We start from the raw sequence: 16,295 nt of genomic DNA on the forward strand, positions 1-16,295 counted from the left end.
GACGTACCGTCAGTCAGGCGTTGCCGGACGTATTCACAACTGTCGGGAGGTGGGCTATACAGGGGGTCGCCGTACTGGAACGCGTTCTAGAAGAGCGGATTCCGCGGCTCGGGACGACCTCGGTGCGGTCGACGGTGCGGACGGTCGCACCGGGGTTTCAATCCGTGTCAGCCTCTCCGCCACGTCATCGTCCTCGCGCCCGCCGTGATCAGGAGCCCCATGCCCATCGACGCAGCCAAGGCCCTCGCCGCCGAACCCCGGACCGGTGAGATCTCCTGGACCCCCAAGGACGTCCTGCTCTACCACCTCGGCATCGGCGCCGGCATCCCCGCCACCGACCCGGACGAGCTGCGCTACACCCTGGAGTCCCGGCTGCACGTGCTGCCGAGTTTCGCCACCGTCGCCGGCGCGGGCAGCCCCGGAGTGATCAGCGGCCTGTCCATGCCCGGCGTCGAGGTCGACCTCGCCCGGGTGCTGCACGGCGGCCAGTCCCTCACCGTCCACCGCGCGATCCCCCCGGAGGGCAAGGCGACGGCCACCTCCCGGATCGCCGCGGTCCACGACAAGGGCAACGCGGCCGTCCTGGTCCTGCGCACCGACGTCGGCGACCCCGAGGGCCCGCTGTGGACCAACGACGCGCGGATCTTCGTACGGGGCGAAGGCGGGTGGGGCGGTGAGCGGGGGCCGTCCGCCCGGCTCGACCCCCCGGCAGGGGAGCCGGACCTGACGGTCGAGCGGCCCGTGCGCGAGGACCAGGCGCTGCTCTACCGCCTCTCCGGCGACTGGAACCCGCTGCACGCCGACCCCGAGTTCGCCAAGGTCGCCGGGTTCGACCGGCCCATCCTTCACGGGCTGTGCACCTACGGCATCACGCTGAAGGCCGTCGTCGACACCCTGCTCGACGGGGAGGTGGGCCGGGTGCGGTCCTACGACACCCGGTTCGCCGGGGTCGTCCACCCGGGCGAGACCCTGCGCATCCGGATGTGGCGGCAGGAGGGTGCCGTCCGGGTGGCCGTGAGCGCCGTCGACAGGGGCGACGCGCCGGTCCTCGCCGACACGATCGTCCAGCACGCGTGAGCCATCGAGCCTTCCGAGGGGAGAGCCGCACCATGCGCGCAGCCGTACTGCACGAGATCGGCCAGGAGAAGCTGGAAGTCGTCGACGACGCCGAGGCGACGGGGTTCGGGCCAGGCAGGGTGCGGATCCGGGTACGGGCCATGGGGCTGTGCCACTCCGACCTGTCGGCGATGAGCGGTGTACTGCCGCAGCCGGTGCCGTTCGTGCCCGGGCACGAGGGCGCGGGGGAGATCGTCGAAGTGGGGGGAGGGTGTCGTCGGGCTCGCGCCCGGTGACCGGGTCGTCGTCCGCTGGCTGCCCGCCTGCGGCGCCTGCCCCGCCTGCAGACGCGGGCAGACCGAACTGTGCCTGGCCGGGTTCATGAACGCGGGCACCCCCAACTTCCGGCGCCCCGGCGGCGCCGTCTTCGGCTTCGCCGGCACCGGCACCTTCGCCGAGGAGGTCGTCGTGGACGCCGGCTGCGCGGTGCCGATCCCCGACGATGTGCCCTACGACATCGCCGCCCTCATCGGCTGCGGTGTCACCACCGGCCTCGGCGCCGCCCTCAACACCGCCGACCTGGAGGCCGGTTCGTCGGTCGCCGTCATCGGCTGCGGAGGCGTCGGCATCTCCGCGATCCAGGGCGCGCGGCTGCGGGGCGCCGCGGAGATAGTCGCCGTCGACCCGGTCGCCGGGCGGCGCGAGGCCGCGCTGCGGTTCGGCGCCACCCGCGCGGTGCCGCCGGAGGAACTGGCCGACGCCAAGCAGTCCGTGACCGGCGGGGAGGGCTTCGACTACGTCTTCGAGACGACGCGTTCGGCGAGCTGGACATCCTCGTCAACAACGCCGGCATCCTGCGCGACCGCCTGGTCTTCCCCATGGCGGAGGACGAGTGGGACTCGCTGATCCGCGTCCATCTCCAGGGCCACTTCAACACCACCCGGTTCGCCGCCGCGCACTGGCGGGAGCGGGCGAAGGCGCGGGGCGGGCCGGTGTTCGGCAGGATCGTGAACACCTCCTCGGAGGCGTTCCTGGCGGGTTCCGCCGGGCAGCCCAACTACGCCGCCGCCAAGGGCGGCATCGTCGGGCTGACCACCTCCACGGCCCTCGCCCTCGCCAGGTACGGAGTGACCGCCAACGCCATCTGCCCGCGCGCCCGCACCCGGATGACGGAGGACGTGTTCGCGGGGCTCCCCCGCCCGAGGGCGGCCTCGACCCGCTGGCCCCCGAGCATGTCGCCCCGCTCGTGGGCTACCTCGCGTCCCCGGCCGCCGCCCGCATCAACGGCCAGGTGCTCGTCGTGCACGGCGGGATGGTGGCGGTCGTCGAACGGCCCCGGGTGCGGGAGAAGTTCGACAGCGAGCAGGACAGCTTCACCCACGAGGAGCTGGACGCGCTGCTGACCCCGCACTTCGCGGCGCGGCCGACGGGGGAGACGTTCGCGGCGGCGGAGGTGCTGGGGCTGAGGAGGGGTAGCAGGCGCCCGCCCGGACGGGCCTCGCGCAGAACACGACAAGGCCCCGCCCACCGCGAGGTGGACGGGGCCAGGTGCCGTGCCGAATGACGTACCGTCAGGCCGCCGTCTCGGTCTGCTGCTCCACCGGCTTGCGGTGCCGGCCGCGGGGGGCCGTCTCGGTTTCCTGCGCCGAGACCTGGCCGCGGTGCTTGCCGTGGCCGGGCTCCGTGGTGCCGTCGGGCAGCGGCTGGGACGTGCTGGCGTCGCTCATCGGAAGAATTCACCCCGTCAACATGATCTTTTACAGCCGGGGGAGTCTAACCGGCACACCTCGGGCCGAATCCAGGCGGCCACGCCGACCGCCGCTACTTCGTTACAAGACGCCCCAACGGCGCCTGCTGCAACGGCACCGGCCGCAGCGGGACCGGTTCCGAAGGCTCCGGTTCCGAGGGGCGCGGATCAGAGGAGTCCGGTTGTGATGGGTCCGGTTGCGACGGATCCGGTTGCCAAGGGCCCGGTTCCGGCGGCTTCCCGAGGACGAAAGCCGCACCGTCCCGCCCCGGACCCTCGGGGCCGCCCGTGTCCACCGCGCCGCCCGCGTCCACCGCGCTGTCGGCGTCCCCGACCCGTGCGATGCCCGCCGTCCCCGCGTCCCCCGTCTGGCCGACGCCTCTTGCGGCCGCGGTTGCCCCTGGGTGCCATACCGCGCCCGAGACCCCCCGCACGCCCTCAGTCTCCGCCACACGTTCGTCCCTCGCCGGTTCGTCCCTCGCCGGCACCGCCAGCTCCGCCACCCCGCACGGCGTCGCGGGCGTCGTGTACGGCAGGCGCAGGACGCCCTCCCGTGTCCACAGCCCGGCCCCGGCGAGCCAGCCCTCCGGCGCCGGGAGATGCCTGATGCATCGTTCCGCCGGACGCCAGATGCCGATCCAGGTGCCTCCCGGGCCGTCGACCCGCAGCGCCACCCCGCAGCTCTCCGGTGTCAGGACCAGCCCCGGCTGGATCGCGAACGGCGTCACCGCGCAGTCCGCCGACACCCGCAGGCACTCCGGGAACCGCACCGGCAGCGTGCTGCCCAGCACGCCCCAGCCCAGCCGCGCGTGACCGGGCGACGGGGCGTCGGACCGGATCAGCAGCAGTCCGCTGTCCGGGTCGGCGAGCAGCAGCCGGTCGTCGCTGTCGGCGGCGATCTGCAGCAGCGGGGACACCTCCCCGCCCCGTTCCAGGTCGACGACGACGGTCTTGGTGCGGCCGTCCAGCTCCCGGTCCAGCGCCAGCATCCGCCCTTCCCGGTCCAGCCACCCCCCGCCCGAGCAGCGCCCCGGGATCACGGCCACGTGCTCCGGCCCGAACGCGCCCCCGGCCACCAGCCACACCGCGCTGGAGCGCGGGCCGACGACGAGGGCGTACGCGCGGTCGCCGCCCGGCGCGGGCGCCAGCAGCCGTACCTCGGCGTCCCCGCACTCGACCGCGCCCAGCGGCAGCTCGCCGGTACCCGGACCGGTCGGGTAGAGCAGCGCGAAGAGCTGCCGCCCGTCGACGTGGCGGCGGATGAGGACCCGCCCGTCGCCCATGGGCTGCACCTCGGTGCCGGGCTCCTCCGGCTGGTTGCCGGGCAGCGGCACCGCGTAGGGCTCGGGGCCGTCCAGGGTCCAGCGCTCCGGGAACCAGGAGTCGCCGCTGCGGGCGAGACGTGCGGCGTAGCCGCCGTCCACCGTGATCACGCAGCCCGGCCGCGGGGAGAAGCCGTCCTGGTCTCCCGCCGCGGGCTCGATCGCACAGGCCGTCATCGTTCGGTCACCTCCAGTGAGGAAGCTAGTTTTCGTACGCACAGACGGGGGAGCGGCCGCAGGCCGCTTCACACATACGGGTGGCCGCGCGGCGATTCGCCTGAGGGAACGGGGACGCGTGTGCTCCAGGGGGTGATGCGCGGATGCGGTGGCCGCGCCGGTTCAGGCCCGCGGACCAGGCAGGTAGCCTGTGTTCCGTGCCCCGTCTGTCAGAAGTCATCGCCGCGCTGGAGAATCTGTGGCCCGCCGAGCGGGCCGAGTCCTGGGACGCGGTCGGTACGGTCGTGGGCGACCCCGGCCAGGAGGTCACCCGGGTCCTGTTCGCCGTCGACCCCGTCCAGGAGATCGTCGACGAGGCGGTGAAGCTCGGCGCCGACCTGCTGGTCACCCACCACCCGCTCTACCTGCGCGGGACGACGACGGTCGCGGCGTCCACCTTCAAGGGCCGTGTCGTGCACACCCTGATCAAGAACGACATCGCGCTGCACGTCGCCCACACCAACGCCGATACCGCCGACCCCGGAGTCTCCGACGCCCTCGCGGGCGCGCTGGACCTGCGTGTCGTACGGCCCCTGGTGCCGGACGCCACCGACCCCGAGGGCCGCCGCGGCCTCGGCCGGGTCTGCGAACTCGACCACCCGCTGACGGTCCGCGAGCTCGCCGCCCGCGCCGCCGCCCGGCTGCCCGCCACCGCGCAGGGCATCCGCGTGGCCGGCGACCCCGAGGCGACGGTCCGTACGGTCGCCGTCAGCGGCGGCTCCGGCGACAGCCTGTTCGACCACGTCCGGGCGGCGGGCGTGGACGCCTTCCTCACCGCGGACCTGCGCCACCACCCCGCCTCCGAGGCGGTGGCCCAAAGCCCCCTCGCGCTGCTCGACGCGGCGCACTGGGCCACCGAGTGGCCCTGGTGCGAGCTGGCGGCCAGCCAGCTCGACGAGATCTCCGACCGCCACGGATGGGGCCTTCGGGTCCATGTCTCCAAGACGGTCACCGACCCCTGGACCGCCCACGAGGCGTCCACCGAATCATCTGCAGGAGCCCCCAACTGAACGCCGAGCCCGCCGACCAGATCCGACTCCTCGACGTCCAGGCCCTCGACGTCCGTCTCCAGCAGCTCGCGCACAAGCGGAAGTCGCTGCCCGAGCACGCCGAGATCGAGTCGCTGACCAAGGACCTCACGCAGCTGCGCGACCTGCTGGTGGCCGCGCAGACCGAGGAGAGCGACTGCGCCCGCGAGCAGACCAAGGCCGAGCAGGACGTCGACCAGGTGCGCCAGCGTGCCGCCCGGGACCAGCAGCGGCTGGACTCCGGCGCGATCACCTCGCCGAAGGACCTGGAGAACCTCCAGCGCGAGATCGCCTCGCTCGCCAAGCGGCAGGGCGACCTGGAGGACGTCGTCCTGGAGGTCATGGAGCGCCGGGAGTCCGCGCAGACGCGGGTCGCCGAGCTGACCGAGCGGGTCGGCTCCGTGCAGGGGAAGATCGACGACGCCACCGGGCGCCGTGACGCCGCGTTCGAGGAGATCGACGGCGAGGCGGCCTCGGTCACCAAGGAGCGCGAGGTCGTCGCCGGGTCCGTGCCCGCCGACCTGATGAAGCTCTACGACAAGCTGCGCGAGCAGCAGGGCGGTATCGGCGCGGCCAAGCTGTACGCGCGTACCTGCCAGGGCTGCCGCCAGGAGCTGGCCATCACCGAGCTGAACGAGATCCGCAAGGCCGCGCCGAACACCGTGGTGCGCTGTGAGAACTGCCGCCGCATCCTGGTGCGTACGGCCGAGTCGGGTCTCTAGGGGGCCGCGGGTGCGGGAGTTCATCGTCGAGGCCGACGGCGGGTCGCGGGGCAACCCGGGGCCCGCGGGCTACGGCGCCGTGGTGATCGACGCGGCGACGGGGGAGACGCTGGCGGAGGCCGCGGAGTTCCTGGGCGTGGTGACGAACAACGTCGCCGAGTACCGGGGACTCCTGGCCGGTCTGCGCGCCGCCCACCGGCTCGACCCGGCGGCCCGCGTGCACGTGCGGATGGACTCCAAGCTGGTCGTCGAGCAGATGTCCGGCCGCTGGAAGATCAAGCACCCCGACATGAAGCCGCTGGCCATGGAGGCGTCCCGGGTCTTCCCGCCCGACCAGGTGACGTACGAGTGGATCCCGCGCGAGCAGAACAAGCACGCCGACCGCCTGGCGAACGAGGCGATGGACGCGGGGGCCGCTCCCGCCGGCACGGGCACCCCGAGTGCTTCCGCCAAGACCGACGCCGATCTGCGCGCCGCCCGTACCGTCGCCACCCCCTCCGTCGGCTGGGGCTCCGCGCCCGACCTCGGCGCGCCGGCCACCTTCGTGCTGCTGCGGCACGGCGAGACGCCGCTGACCCCGCAGAAGCGCTTCTCCGGCAGCGGCGGCAGCGACCCGTCCCTGTCCGACGTCGGCCGGGACCAGGCCGAGCGGGTCGCGGCGGCGCTGGCCCGGCGGGGCACGATCCAGGCGATCGTGTCGTCACCGCTGGCCCGCACCCGTGAGACCGCCGGGATCGTCGCCGCCCGCCTCGGCCTGGAGGTCGGCGTCGACGACGGGCTGCGCGAGACGGACTTCGGCGCGTGGGAGGGCCTGACCTTCGCCGAGGTGCACGAGCGCCACCCGGACGACCTGGCCGCCTGGCTGGCCTCCCCGGACGCCGAGCCGACCGGCGGCGGCGAGAGCTTCGCGGCGACCGCCACCCGGATCGCCGCCACCCGCGACAAGCTGGTCGCGGCGTACGCGGGCCGCACGGTCCTGCTGGTCAGCCATGTCACGCCGATCAAGACGCTGATCCGGCTGGCCCTGAACGCCCCGGCGGAATCCATGTTCCGGATGGAGCTGTCGGCGGCCTCCCTGTCGGTCGTGGCCTACTACGCCGACGGCAACCCCAGCGTCCGCCTCTTCAACGACACGTCGCACCTGCGCTGAGTCCGGCGGCCTCACGGGCCAGCCGTTCGATCCGCGCCCAGTCGCGGGCCGCCACCGCGTCCGCGGGCAACATCCAGCTGCCGCCGACACAGCCGACGTTGGGCAGCGCGAGGTAGTCGGGCGCGCAGGCCGGGCCGATCCCGCCGGTCGGGCAGAACCGCGCCTGCGGCAGCGGCCCGGACAGCGACCGCAGAAAGGCCGTACCGCCCGCGGCCTCGGCCGGGAAGAACTTCATCTCCCGCACCCCGCGCTCCAGCAGTGCCACGACCTCCGAGGTGGTGGACACCCCCGGCAGGAACGGCACCCCGGACCCGCGCATAGCCGCCAGCAGCACGTCCGTCCAGCCCGGGCTCACCAGGAAGCGGGCCCCCGCCGCGACGGCCTCGTCCACCTGCCCCGGCGTGATCACGGTGCCCGCCCCCACCACGGCCTCCGGCACCTCGTCCGCGATCGCCCGGATCGCGGGGAGCGCGCCCGGCGTCCGCAGCGTCACCTCGATGGCGGGCAGCCCGCCGGCGACCAGGGCACGGGCGAGCGGCACCGCGTCGGCGGCGTCGGAGACGACCACGACGGGCACGACGGGCGCGAGATCCAGGACGGAGGGCACAGGGGACGGCGAGGGCAGGGTCATGGCCCTCATCCTGCCCCCGTCGAAGCGTTCTGCGCAATGAGCGTTGCATATGCTGCAACGCGCGCTGTGATGCGACGCCGACCTCCCCCGGCTAGTGGATCTCCTCCACCAGCACATCCAGCGCCCACGCCTGCCCCGCCTTCGCCGGAGGCTGCGCCTCCACCTCGTACCCGAGGTCCCGCAGCGCCTCCACCAGCTCCGCCGGACCGGCCGGCGCCACCCCGGCCGACAGCAGACTCCGTACGATCCGCCCCTTCGTCGCCTTGTTGAAGTGGCTGACGACCTTCCGGGTCGGCGCGTGCAGCACCCGCACCGTCGCCGTCCGCCCGGCCACCTCGCCCTTCGGCTTCCACGCCGCCGCGTACGCCGCCGACCGCAGATCCAGCACCAGCCCGTCCCCGGCCGCCTCGGGCATCGCCGCGGCCATCGGCGCGCGCCAGTACGCGCCCAGCGCCCCCAGCCCCGGCAGCTTGACGCCCATGGAGCAGCGGTACGACGGGATCCGGTCCGTCACCCGCACCGCGCCCCACAGCCCCGAGAACACCAGCAGCGAACGCGCCGCGCGCCGCTTCACGGCCGGCTCCAGCGAGGCCAGGTCCAGGGCGTCGTACAGCACACCCGTGTAGATCTCCCCGGCGGGCCGCGCCCCGGCCGTGCGCAGCTCCGCGTTCTTCGCGACCTCGCCGCGCAGGCCCTCGCTCAGCCCCAGTACCTCACGCGCCTTCTCCTCGTCGGCCGCGCACAGCTCGACCAGCTCGTCGAGGACGGCCTCCCGGGCGTCCGTCAGCGCGGGCAGCGACAGCGACTCCGGCTTCAGCGGGGCGCCCCGGCCGGAGGAGGCCTTTCCCTCCGAGGGCGGCAGCAGGACCAGCACACGTACTCCTTCTGGTAGAGCTCCCGGCCAGCGTACGGCGTGCCGCCCGGCACCCTGCGACCTACGCTCGCTGTATGCCCCGCCGCCCCCTCCGCGTGACCGGCGCCCCGGAAACACCGCTGCGGGCCGCCCTCGCCGCGCTGCGCACCGAACTCGGCATCCCCGAAGGCTTCCCGCCCGAGGTACTGGCCGAAGCCGAACGAGCGGCCACGGCACCCGCCCTCCCGTCGTACGACGCGACCGCCATCCCCTTCTTCACCATCGACCCTCCCGCCTCCACCGACCTGGACCAGGCGATGCACCTGGCCCGGCAGGGCACCGGCTACCGGGTGCGGTACGCCATCGCCGACGTCGCCGCCTTCGTCGCCCCCGGCGGAGCGCTCGACGCCGAGGCCCACCGGCGGGTGATGACGCTCTACTTCCCGGACGGACGCGTCCCCCTGCACCCGGCGGCCCTCGGCGAGGCCGCCGCCAGCCTGCTCCCCGACGGGCCCCGCCCCGCCGCCCTGTGGACCATCGACCTCGACGCGGACGGCCGCACCCTCGCCGTCGACCTCCGCCGCGCCCTGGTCCGCAGCCGGGCCCGGCTCGACTACGCGTGGGTGCAGCGGCAGATCGACGACGGGCGGGCGGAGGAACCGGTCGCCCTGCTCAAGACGGTCGGGCTGCTCCGCGAACGCCTGGAGGCCGAACGCGGCGGGATCTCCCTCAGCGTGCCCGAGCAGGAGATCGTCGAGCGGGACGGCACCTACGAACCGGTCTACCGCGCCCCGCTCCCCGCCGACGGCTGGAACGCCCAGATCTCCCTGCTCACCGGCATGGCCGCGGCCGACCTGATGCTCGCGTACGGCACCGGCGTCCTGCGCACCCTGCCCGCCGCCCCCGACGGCGCCGTCGGCCGGCTGCGCCGCACCGCGCACGCCCTGCACATCGACTGGCCGCACCACGTCTCCTACGCCGACCTGGTCCGCTCCCTCGACCCGCGCCGGCCGCGGCACGCCGCCTTCCTCCAGGAATGCACCACGCTGCTGCGCGGCGCGGGCTACACGGTCTTCCGCGACGGCGTCCTCCCGCCCATCACCACCCACTCCGCCGTCGCCGCCCCGTACACCCACTGCACGGCCCCCCTGCGCCGCCTCGCCGACCGCTACACCACGGAACTCTGCCTGGCCGCGGCCTCCGGCGACGACCCGCCCGACTGGGTCCTCGCCGCCCTCGACACCCTGCCCGCCGAGATGACCGCGGGCGCCCGCCGGGCGGGCACGGTGGAACGCGAGTGCGTGAACGTCGTCGAGGCGGCGGTGCTGTCCGGCCGGGTCGGCGAGACCTTCGACGCCTGCGTCGTCGACATCGACGACGACCGCCCCACCGTCGGCACGGTCCAGCTCACCGAACCCGCCGTCATCGGCCGCGTCGACGGCGCACGGCTCCCGCTGGGCGAACGGGTCCGGGTGCGGCTGACGGAGGCGGACCCGGCGAGGGCGACCGTACGGTTCGTGCCCGCGTAGCGGCGCGGGCTGTGCCACGATCGAGGGAACGGTTCCCGATCTCAGGCACAGGTGGTCAGCCGATGTCCCAGTCTGGCGAGCGACCGAAGGAGGGGCGTGACATGACTGCCATGGCACAAGAGCCGATCACGCAGGAACTCCTGCTGGAGTGGTTTCTCGCCTTGGAGACCCCGGAGGGGTTCCAGGCTGAGCTGATCGAGGGGGAGATCGTTGTGACGCCGCCGCCGGACGGGGACCATGAGCACTACATCAGCAGGATCCTGACGCAAGTGATCAGGCGATCCCGTACGGACATGGACTTCTCTGGAAACAAGGGCCTGAAGCTTGAGAATGCCGACGGTTGCGCGAAGGACCACGTGATCCCGGACGGTACGTTCGCCCCGGTGGAACTCGCGCTTTACCAGGGCGCCGACCCCTGGATGCCCTGCCGGGGGGTGGCCATGGTGCTGGAAGTGACGTCCTCGAAGCCGCAGACCGACCGAGACACCAAGCGCCGCTGCTATGCCCGCGGAGGCATCCCCCTCTACCTGCTCGTCGACCGCAGTGCCTCCTCGGTGACGCTGTTCAGCGACCCGGAGGCGGGCGATTACCGGGAGCTCTGCACTCTCGCGTTCGGCAAACCCCTCCCCCTCCCCGCCCCCTTCGGATTCGACCTGGACACCGGCGACTTCCTCTGATCCCCTGTCACCGGGGGTGCGAGGTGAGCGTACGGACACGGGAGGACGCCCGGTGGGCGCGGGCGCGGCTCGGGCGGTGCGGGCCGGTGCTGGATCTGCTGACCGCCTGCTTCGACCGGCACGTGTACGCGCCGCACGCGCATGAGGAGTACACCGTCGGGGTGACCGTCGGCGGGCTGGAGTTCATCGACTACCGGGGCGGACGCGTCCACTCCGGGCCCGGCTCGATCGTCATCCTGGAGCCGGGGGAGATGCACACCGGCGGCCCCGCCACGCCGGACGGCGGCTACTCCTACCGCGCGCTCTACGCCGCCCCCGACCTGCTCGCCGACGGCACCCACGGCACCGGCGTGCGGCACTTCCGGGAGGCCGTGCTCGACGATCCCGAGCTGGCCGGCGCGCTGCTGCGGACGCACACCGCGCTGAGTGCCTGCCCGGACCCGCTGGAGGCCGAGTCACGGCTGCCGTGGCTGCTCACGGCACTCGCCCGCCGGCACTCCACGGCCCGTGCGGTGAGCGACACCGTGCCCGGCGCCGGGCACGTCGCGCACGCCGTACGCGACCGTCTCGCCGACGAGCTGACCGACCCGCCGTCCCTCGCCGCTCTCGCCGCCGACCTGGGCCTGTCCCGGTACCAGCTGCTGCGCGCCTTCCGCACGGAGATGGGCGTGCCGCCGTACGCCTGGCTCGCCCAGTACCGGGTGCACCGGGCGCGCGGCCTGCTGGAGTGCGGGCTGCGGCCCGCGGAGGTGGCCGCGCTGGTCGGGTTCGCGGACCAGGCGCATCTGACGCGCTGGTTCCGGCGGGTGCTGGGGGTGACCCCGGCGGCGTACCGCAACAGCGTTCAAGACCGGGGATGAGGGTGACCCCGAGACTGTCTCCATGACTGCACGCGGCTGGGCCCTGTTCTCCCTGATGGGAGTCGTCTGGGGCGTCCCCTATCTGATGATCAAGGTGGCGGTGGACGAGCTGTCCCCGTCCGTCGTGGTGTTCGCGCGGTGCGCGCTCGGCGCCGCCCTCCTGCTGCCCTTCGCCCTGCGCCAGGGCGGCCTCGCCCGTACCGTGCGGGCGCACTGGAAGCCGATGCTGGCCTTCGCGGTCATCGAGATCGTCGGCCCGTGGTGGACCCTCACCGACGCCGAACGCCGCCTGTCCAGCTCGACCGCCGGACTGCTCATCGCGGGCGTGCCCATCGTCGCCCTCCTCCTGGCCCGCTTCTTCGGCGCCGAGGAACGCGTGGGCGCCCGCCGCATCACGGGTCTCGCCCTCGGTCTCGCGGGCGTCACGGTCCTCACCCTGCCGCACCTCACCGGCGGCGACGCCCGCTCCCTGGCCGAGGTGCTGGTCACGGTCGTCGGCTACGCCGCCGCCCCGCTGATAGCCGCCCGGCACCTCAAGGACGTCCCGACCCTCCAGCTCATCACCCCCTGCCTCACGCTGGCCGCCGTCGTCTACGCCCCCGCCGCCTTCCTGACGCGGCCGGCCGCCATGCCCTCGGGCGAGGTCCTGGCCGCCCTCGCCGGCCTCGGCGTCGTCTGCACCGCGATCGCGTTCGTGGCCTTCCTGGAGCTGATCAAGGAGATCGGACCGACCCGGGCCGGTGTCATCACCTACGTCAACCCGGCGGTCGCCGTCGCCGCGGGCGCCCTCTTCCTGGACGAGAAGCTGACCCTCGGCATCGGCGTCGCGTTCGCCCTGATCCTGGCGGGCTCGGTGCTGGCCACGGCCGCGGCGCCGAAGGGCGGCTTCCGCCGGGTAGCATGGTCGGCACGGCAGACGAGCCGGGCGGGCGGCCGCGTGGAGTCCCCCTAGGGGGCTTCCCGAGGAACGTCCGGGCTCCACAGGGCAGGGTGGTGGCTAACGGCCACCCGGGGTGACCCGCGGGACAGTGCCACAGAAAGCAGACCGCCGGGGATCTTCGTCCTCGGTAAGGGTGAAACGGTGGTGTAAGAGACCACCAGTGCCCAGGGTGACCTGGGCAGCTGGGTAAACCCCACCCGGAGCAAGGTCAAAAGGAGCGCCGTCAAAAGCGCTCTGCGCGGACGTTCGAGGGCTGCCCGCCCGAGTCCGCGGGTAGACCGCACGAGGCCGGCGGCAACGCCGGCCCTAGATGGATGGCCGTCGCCCCGGGCTCCGCGAGGAACCCGGGGAACAGAACCCGGCGTACAGCCCGGCTCGTCCTGTCGCACCCCTCCGGCCCAGGTCAGAGGGGGTGTCCACTCTGCCATTCGGCTCCGGGGTCGAATCGGGGTCGAATCGGGTGGGCAGACCGTTCCACGGGTCAACTCACCCTCGCGCCACGATGGTTCGCCTCGTTGCGTCGAAGAGTCTTGCACTTGCGGTGCGGTCGGTGTCAAGTCCCGCATCCACGTCATGCGGCCGCGCGGTCGACGCCGTCGGCCCGCTGCTGGGTGCCGAGCTGCGCTTGCGTGATGCCGGGGCCGCCGGCGCCGAAGAGACCGCTGAAGGTGTCCACCTTCACGCCCTGCACAGCCACGGGCGGGTGTGCGTAGGTGTCCCACGTCTCGGAGAACTCGGCGTGACGGGAGAGCGCCTGGACCGTCTTCGGGTCGTACTTGCCATCTGCCCCCAAGCGGCTCGTGTAGAAGTGCTTGAGGTCGTGGAACCGCGTGCCCTCGGGCAGCCCGGCCAGCTCGACGGCCGCCCGCCACTTGTCGTTGAAGTGGCTGCGCGACAGCGGCCGACCGGTCCGGGTCGTGACGATCAGCCCTTCGTCAGGCGGCGATACATAGCCGCGCTGTTTCCGCTTCTGCAGCGCCGCCTTGGAAACCGGAGCCGGACCTCTGAACTGAGACAAGTGCTCCGAAAGGCGCTCGATAAGGAAGTGATCGACGGGCAGCGTGGCGTAGCTCGCCTTGGTCTTCAGCTTCGCCTTCTTGCCCCGCTGCCGCTGCTCCTCGACATATAGCAGGTCATGCTCCCACACGACTGAGGTCTCCTTGAGGCCAAAAGCCTCGCCCTCGCGGAGTCCAGCGCAAGCTGCGATCCATACGAGGATTTCGTAACGGGGTTCGACCTGCCGCATGGCGAGAGCCAGTCCCGCGACCTGCTCAGGGGACAGCGCAACCTTTTCCCGCTCTTCGATCTCCGGAAGCTCGATACGGGAAACGATATTCGCCGGCAGGGGCACATCCTCATCGATCATGTAGTTCACGAGGATGCGCCACGTCTTATAAATCTGGTGGACGTAGTACGCGGACTCGATGCCGGGCTTGCCGATGAGGTGATCGACGAGCGCCATGGTGTCCCGGCGCTTCAGCGTCTTGGCGACGCGCGAGCCAAGGAATGGAACGATGTGGACCCGGAGATGAGTCTCGTAGGTCCCGGTCGTGTTCTCGTTCTTGTTCTTCTTTTTCTTGCGCTCGATGAACTGGTCTGCGAACGCTTTGACCTTCTGGCTGCCGATGTCCGGGTCCACCCACGTGCCGCCGCGGATGCTTACCCGCACCTCGTCCAGGTGGTCACGGGCTTCCTGCCACGTGTCGAACATGGGCCGTCGAGGCTTGCCGTTCGGGTCGGTGTAACGAGCCTGCCACTGCTGTCCCCGACCGTGGTCGGCCGATGGGTACAGTGGATTCTTCTTTGTGCCGCACTTGCACGGCTTGTCTCCTGGTTTCGGGTACTTCTTGTGCCATCGGTCGAATGGCGCGTCGGACTCGGCCATGTGCCCCTTCCGTGTGGTGAGTACAGCTTTCCTCGGCCCGCGGTCCTACAGTTCAGCCGGCTTCGAGGGGCGTGCAAGCTCTCCCCTCTTGATGCGCTCGAAAAGGTCGTTCACCTGTCTCTCGCTGTAGCGCACCCTGCTGCCATTCCTGTTTCCTCTCCGGTTGTCACCTGGTCCGGGTTGGTAATACGGGCCGAGAGGGTAGGCGCGCAGCAAACCCCGATTAGTCCACCTGCGCCGAGTTGAAGGTGAAATACCCAGGCGGTGTTCCACCTCGCGGGGCATCATATAGCGGTCAGCGAAAGCAGAAGAACCGGTTTCCAGCGCCTTTTCTTTTCTTTTCATCGAGGCACCGAAACCCGTATGTCGCGCCGAATCGGAGTCGAATATTCCGCATGCGCGTGCCCTGTCTCCAGCAAGGCCGAGCCTCCCCCAATGTGCGTGCAGCCGACCCGTGGATGACGGCGGGCGGAGCTTCGCGCGCGAGCGAAGAGCGCACCAGAGCCAGTCATCTACAGGTGTTTATGACTCGCCGCCAGATTAGCCCACGTATCCCCTGGATGGCAGCACGGCAAGGGTGTTATAGGCACATTTGAGATGTTCTGTCGTAAACAGTTGTTGCTAGAAGTTTCCGTAGGCTCGCCCTGCAGGGGGAACGTCAGCGGCCGCACGGAGACGCTCTGTGTGCCTCGCCGCTGGGTGCGCTCTGTTGCGGATCTCGGTGATGACCCGTTCGTCAGTCGGGGTTTCGGCAGTGGCTGCGCGGCAGGTCGTCGGTGCACAACGTGCGGTCAAGGCGCCGGAGCCGTAGACAGGACTTATGGTGCTCCGACCGCCGGTGGAACCGATGCTGGCGCAGGCTCGCGACCAGCTTCCCCCGCCCGGAGCGTTGCCTGGAGGGCTGATCTTCCAACCGAAACTGGACGGCTATCGTGCCCTCCTATTCACCCCGAACCCTCGACCGGGTCCAGTCCTGCTCCAGTCTCGTAGGGGCGCCCTGGTGCAGAGCCGGTTCCCCGACCTGGTCCTTGCCGCTGCGCGCCTCCCCGACGGCCTGGTTCTCGATGGGGAGCTTCTGGTGTGGGAGGGGGAACAGCTCTCATTTGAGGCATTGCAGCGCCGCGCGGCGTCCGGCGGACGGACGGCTGAGCGGTTGGCTGAGGTGTTGCCCGCCCACTTCGTCGCTTTCGACCTTCTTCAGGTCGAGGGACAAGAGCTGCTCCAGGAACCGTACGAACGTCGACGCGCGAAGTTGGAGGAGTTGTTCACCGAGCACGCGCTCGCGCCGCCTTGGACGCTGTGCCCTGAAACCGACGACGTCCGGGCTGCGCAGGACTGGCTGACCTCGTGGACGGAGGTTCCTGGCGTCGAAGGGCTGGTGATCCGCGGGCGGGAGCAGCGGTACATCCCGGGTGCCCGAGGCTGGTGTGTTAACTGCACCAATGCCTCTGTTAGACCTACACCGCGAGCTGATCGAAGGCTGGGCCGACGTGCCCCGCATCGGCTCAGTGATCGAGCTGGACACCATCCCCTGGTACGCCGTCGTCGGCCCTGACGAGACCGTCGTCGCCCCCGTCGTTCCGTACCTCCGCGGCCTGATCCTGGACGACAACCGTCCGCCGACTGCGAAGAGCTACGCCTACGACCTTCTCCGCTGGCACCGGCTGCTGTGGTTCCTG

Annotated in this window: 13 protein-coding genes, 1 other RNA gene and 3 pseudogenes; 12 read left to right on the plus strand and 5 right to left on the minus strand. The window is 71.8% G+C overall.

Translation table 11 applies throughout. The annotated features are described in order from the left end of the window. Nucleotides 1–219: 219 nt before the first annotated feature. The 3 genes and pseudogenes from ACSU6L_RS26110 to ACSU6L_RS26120 form a co-directional block, all read left to right on the plus strand. Nucleotides 220–1,077 (plus strand): MaoC/PaaZ C-terminal domain-containing protein, encoded by an 858-nt coding sequence (locus ACSU6L_RS26110; RefSeq protein ID WP_437060570.1) that lies wholly within the window; start codon nucleotides 220–222, stop codon nucleotides 1,075–1,077. 32 nt (nucleotides 1,078–1,109) lie between these two features. Next, a pseudogene (locus tag ACSU6L_RS26115) lies at nucleotides 1,110–1,863 on the plus strand (alcohol dehydrogenase catalytic domain-containing protein); the annotation flags it as partial. 8 nt (nucleotides 1,864–1,871) lie between these two features. Further along, a pseudogene (locus ACSU6L_RS26120) lies at nucleotides 1,872–2,620 on the plus strand (SDR family NAD(P)-dependent oxidoreductase); the annotation flags it as partial. A 7-nt stretch (nucleotides 2,621–2,627) separates the two neighbouring features. Here the strand turns inward: ACSU6L_RS26120 and ACSU6L_RS26125 are convergent. Then, the gene (locus ACSU6L_RS26125) at nucleotides 2,628–2,783 is read right to left on the minus strand and encodes a hypothetical protein (RefSeq protein WP_437060572.1); all 156 of its coding nucleotides are present in this window, start codon (nucleotides 2,781–2,783) and stop codon (nucleotides 2,628–2,630) included. Nucleotides 2,784–2,877: 94 nt separating this feature from the next. Beyond that, nucleotides 2,878–4,302, minus strand: coding sequence for a hypothetical protein (locus tag ACSU6L_RS26130; RefSeq protein WP_437060574.1), 1,425 nt, complete (start codon nucleotides 4,300–4,302; stop codon nucleotides 2,878–2,880). Nucleotides 4,303–4,499: 197 nt separating this feature from the next. On the opposite strand from ACSU6L_RS26130, the gene ACSU6L_RS26135 reads away from it, so the two are divergent. Genes ACSU6L_RS26135 through ACSU6L_RS26145 form a run of 3 tightly spaced genes read left to right on the plus strand, consistent with a single transcriptional unit; the run spans nucleotide 4,500 to nucleotide 7,241 of the window. Beyond that, nucleotides 4,500–5,351: a Nif3-like dinuclear metal center hexameric protein gene (locus ACSU6L_RS26135; protein ID WP_437060576.1), complete on the plus strand. Its 852-nt coding sequence runs from the start codon at nucleotides 4,500–4,502 to the stop codon at nucleotides 5,349–5,351. Next, a complete protein-coding gene (locus ACSU6L_RS26140; RefSeq protein ID WP_437065067.1) occupies nucleotides 5,348–6,091 on the plus strand; it encodes a zinc ribbon domain-containing protein in 744 nt (247 codons plus the stop codon). Before ACSU6L_RS26135 ends, ACSU6L_RS26140 begins: the two co-directional genes overlap by 4 nt. 10 nt (nucleotides 6,092–6,101) lie before the next feature. Further along, on the plus strand, nucleotides 6,102–7,241 hold the full coding sequence (locus ACSU6L_RS26145) for a bifunctional RNase H/acid phosphatase (protein WP_437060578.1): 1,140 nt from the start codon (nucleotides 6,102–6,104) through the stop codon (nucleotides 7,239–7,241). Here ACSU6L_RS26145 and eda read toward each other — a convergent pair. Next, a complete protein-coding gene (gene eda / locus ACSU6L_RS26150; protein ID WP_437060580.1) occupies nucleotides 7,216–7,872 on the minus strand; it encodes a bifunctional 4-hydroxy-2-oxoglutarate aldolase/2-dehydro-3-deoxy-phosphogluconate aldolase in 657 nt (218 codons plus the stop codon). The two genes, ACSU6L_RS26145 and eda, sit on opposite strands and share 26 nt — an antisense overlap. Before the next feature lie 91 nt (nucleotides 7,873–7,963). After that, entirely contained in the window at nucleotides 7,964–8,746 is a 783-nt protein-coding gene (gene yaaA / locus ACSU6L_RS26155) for a peroxide stress protein YaaA (RefSeq protein ID WP_437060582.1), read from the minus strand. Nucleotides 8,747–8,820: 74 nt separating this feature from the next. Between yaaA and ACSU6L_RS26160 the strand changes: the two genes are divergently transcribed. The 5 genes and pseudogenes from ACSU6L_RS26160 to rnpB all read left to right on the plus strand — a co-directional run bounded on the left by ACSU6L_RS26160 (nucleotide 8,821) and on the right by rnpB (nucleotide 13,113). Continuing rightward, on the plus strand, nucleotides 8,821–10,254 hold the full coding sequence (locus tag ACSU6L_RS26160) for an RNB domain-containing ribonuclease (RefSeq protein ID WP_437060584.1): 1,434 nt from the start codon (nucleotides 8,821–8,823) through the stop codon (nucleotides 10,252–10,254). A 101-nt stretch (nucleotides 10,255–10,355) separates the two neighbouring features. Continuing rightward, nucleotides 10,356–10,931: a Uma2 family endonuclease gene (locus tag ACSU6L_RS26165; RefSeq protein WP_437060586.1), complete on the plus strand. Its 576-nt coding sequence runs from the start codon at nucleotides 10,356–10,358 to the stop codon at nucleotides 10,929–10,931. 23 nt (nucleotides 10,932–10,954) lie between these two features. Next, on the plus strand, nucleotides 10,955–11,791 hold the full coding sequence (locus tag ACSU6L_RS26170; protein WP_437060588.1) for an AraC family transcriptional regulator: 837 nt from the start codon (nucleotides 10,955–10,957) through the stop codon (nucleotides 11,789–11,791). 85 nt (nucleotides 11,792–11,876) lie between these two features. Then, a pseudogene (locus ACSU6L_RS26175) lies at nucleotides 11,877–12,593 on the plus strand (DMT family transporter); the annotation flags it as partial. Nucleotides 12,594–12,708: 115 nt separating this feature from the next. Next, nucleotides 12,709–13,113, plus strand: an RNA gene (rnpB, locus tag ACSU6L_RS26180) — RNase P RNA component class A. A 189-nt stretch (nucleotides 13,114–13,302) separates the two neighbouring features. Here the strand turns inward: rnpB and ACSU6L_RS26185 are convergent. Then, nucleotides 13,303–14,616: a tyrosine-type recombinase/integrase gene (locus ACSU6L_RS26185; protein WP_437060590.1), complete on the minus strand. Its 1,314-nt coding sequence runs from the start codon at nucleotides 14,614–14,616 to the stop codon at nucleotides 13,303–13,305. Between the two features lie 847 nt (nucleotides 14,617–15,463). On the opposite strand from ACSU6L_RS26185, the gene ACSU6L_RS26190 reads away from it, so the two are divergent. Then, the gene (locus ACSU6L_RS26190; protein WP_437065069.1) at nucleotides 15,464–16,171 is read left to right on the plus strand and encodes an ATP-dependent DNA ligase; all 708 of its coding nucleotides are present in this window, start codon (nucleotides 15,464–15,466) and stop codon (nucleotides 16,169–16,171) included. Nucleotides 16,172–16,295 lie beyond the last annotated feature (124 nt).

The organism is Streptomyces sp. enrichment culture, from assembly GCF_964272855.1.
In the GTDB taxonomy this organism is placed as follows: Bacteria; Actinomycetota; Actinomycetes; order Streptomycetales; family Streptomycetaceae; genus Streptomyces.

Coding starts and splice junctions, on each gene's coding strand:
- ACSU6L_RS26110 (WP_437060570.1), top strand. CDS start 220: ATGCCCATCGACGCAGCCAAGGCCCTCGCCGCCGAACCCCGGACCGGT.
- ACSU6L_RS26125 (WP_437060572.1), bottom strand. CDS start 2,783: ATGAGCGACGCCAGCACGTCCCAGCCGCTGCCCGACGGCACCACGGAG.
- ACSU6L_RS26130 (WP_437060574.1), bottom strand. CDS start 4,302: ATGACGGCCTGTGCGATCGAGCCCGCGGCGGGAGACCAGGACGGCTTC.
- eda (WP_437060580.1), bottom strand. CDS start 7,872: ATGACCCTGCCCTCGCCGTCCCCTGTGCCCTCCGTCCTGGATCTCGCG.
- ACSU6L_RS26160 (WP_437060584.1), top strand. CDS start 8,821: ATGCCCCGCCGCCCCCTCCGCGTGACCGGCGCCCCGGAAACACCGCTG.
- ACSU6L_RS26165 (WP_437060586.1), top strand. CDS start 10,356: ATGACTGCCATGGCACAAGAGCCGATCACGCAGGAACTCCTGCTGGAG.
- ACSU6L_RS26185 (WP_437060590.1), bottom strand. CDS start 14,616: ATGGCCGAGTCCGACGCGCCATTCGACCGATGGCACAAGAAGTACCCG.
- ACSU6L_RS26190 (WP_437065069.1), top strand. CDS start 15,464: ATGCTGGCGCAGGCTCGCGACCAGCTTCCCCCGCCCGGAGCGTTGCCT.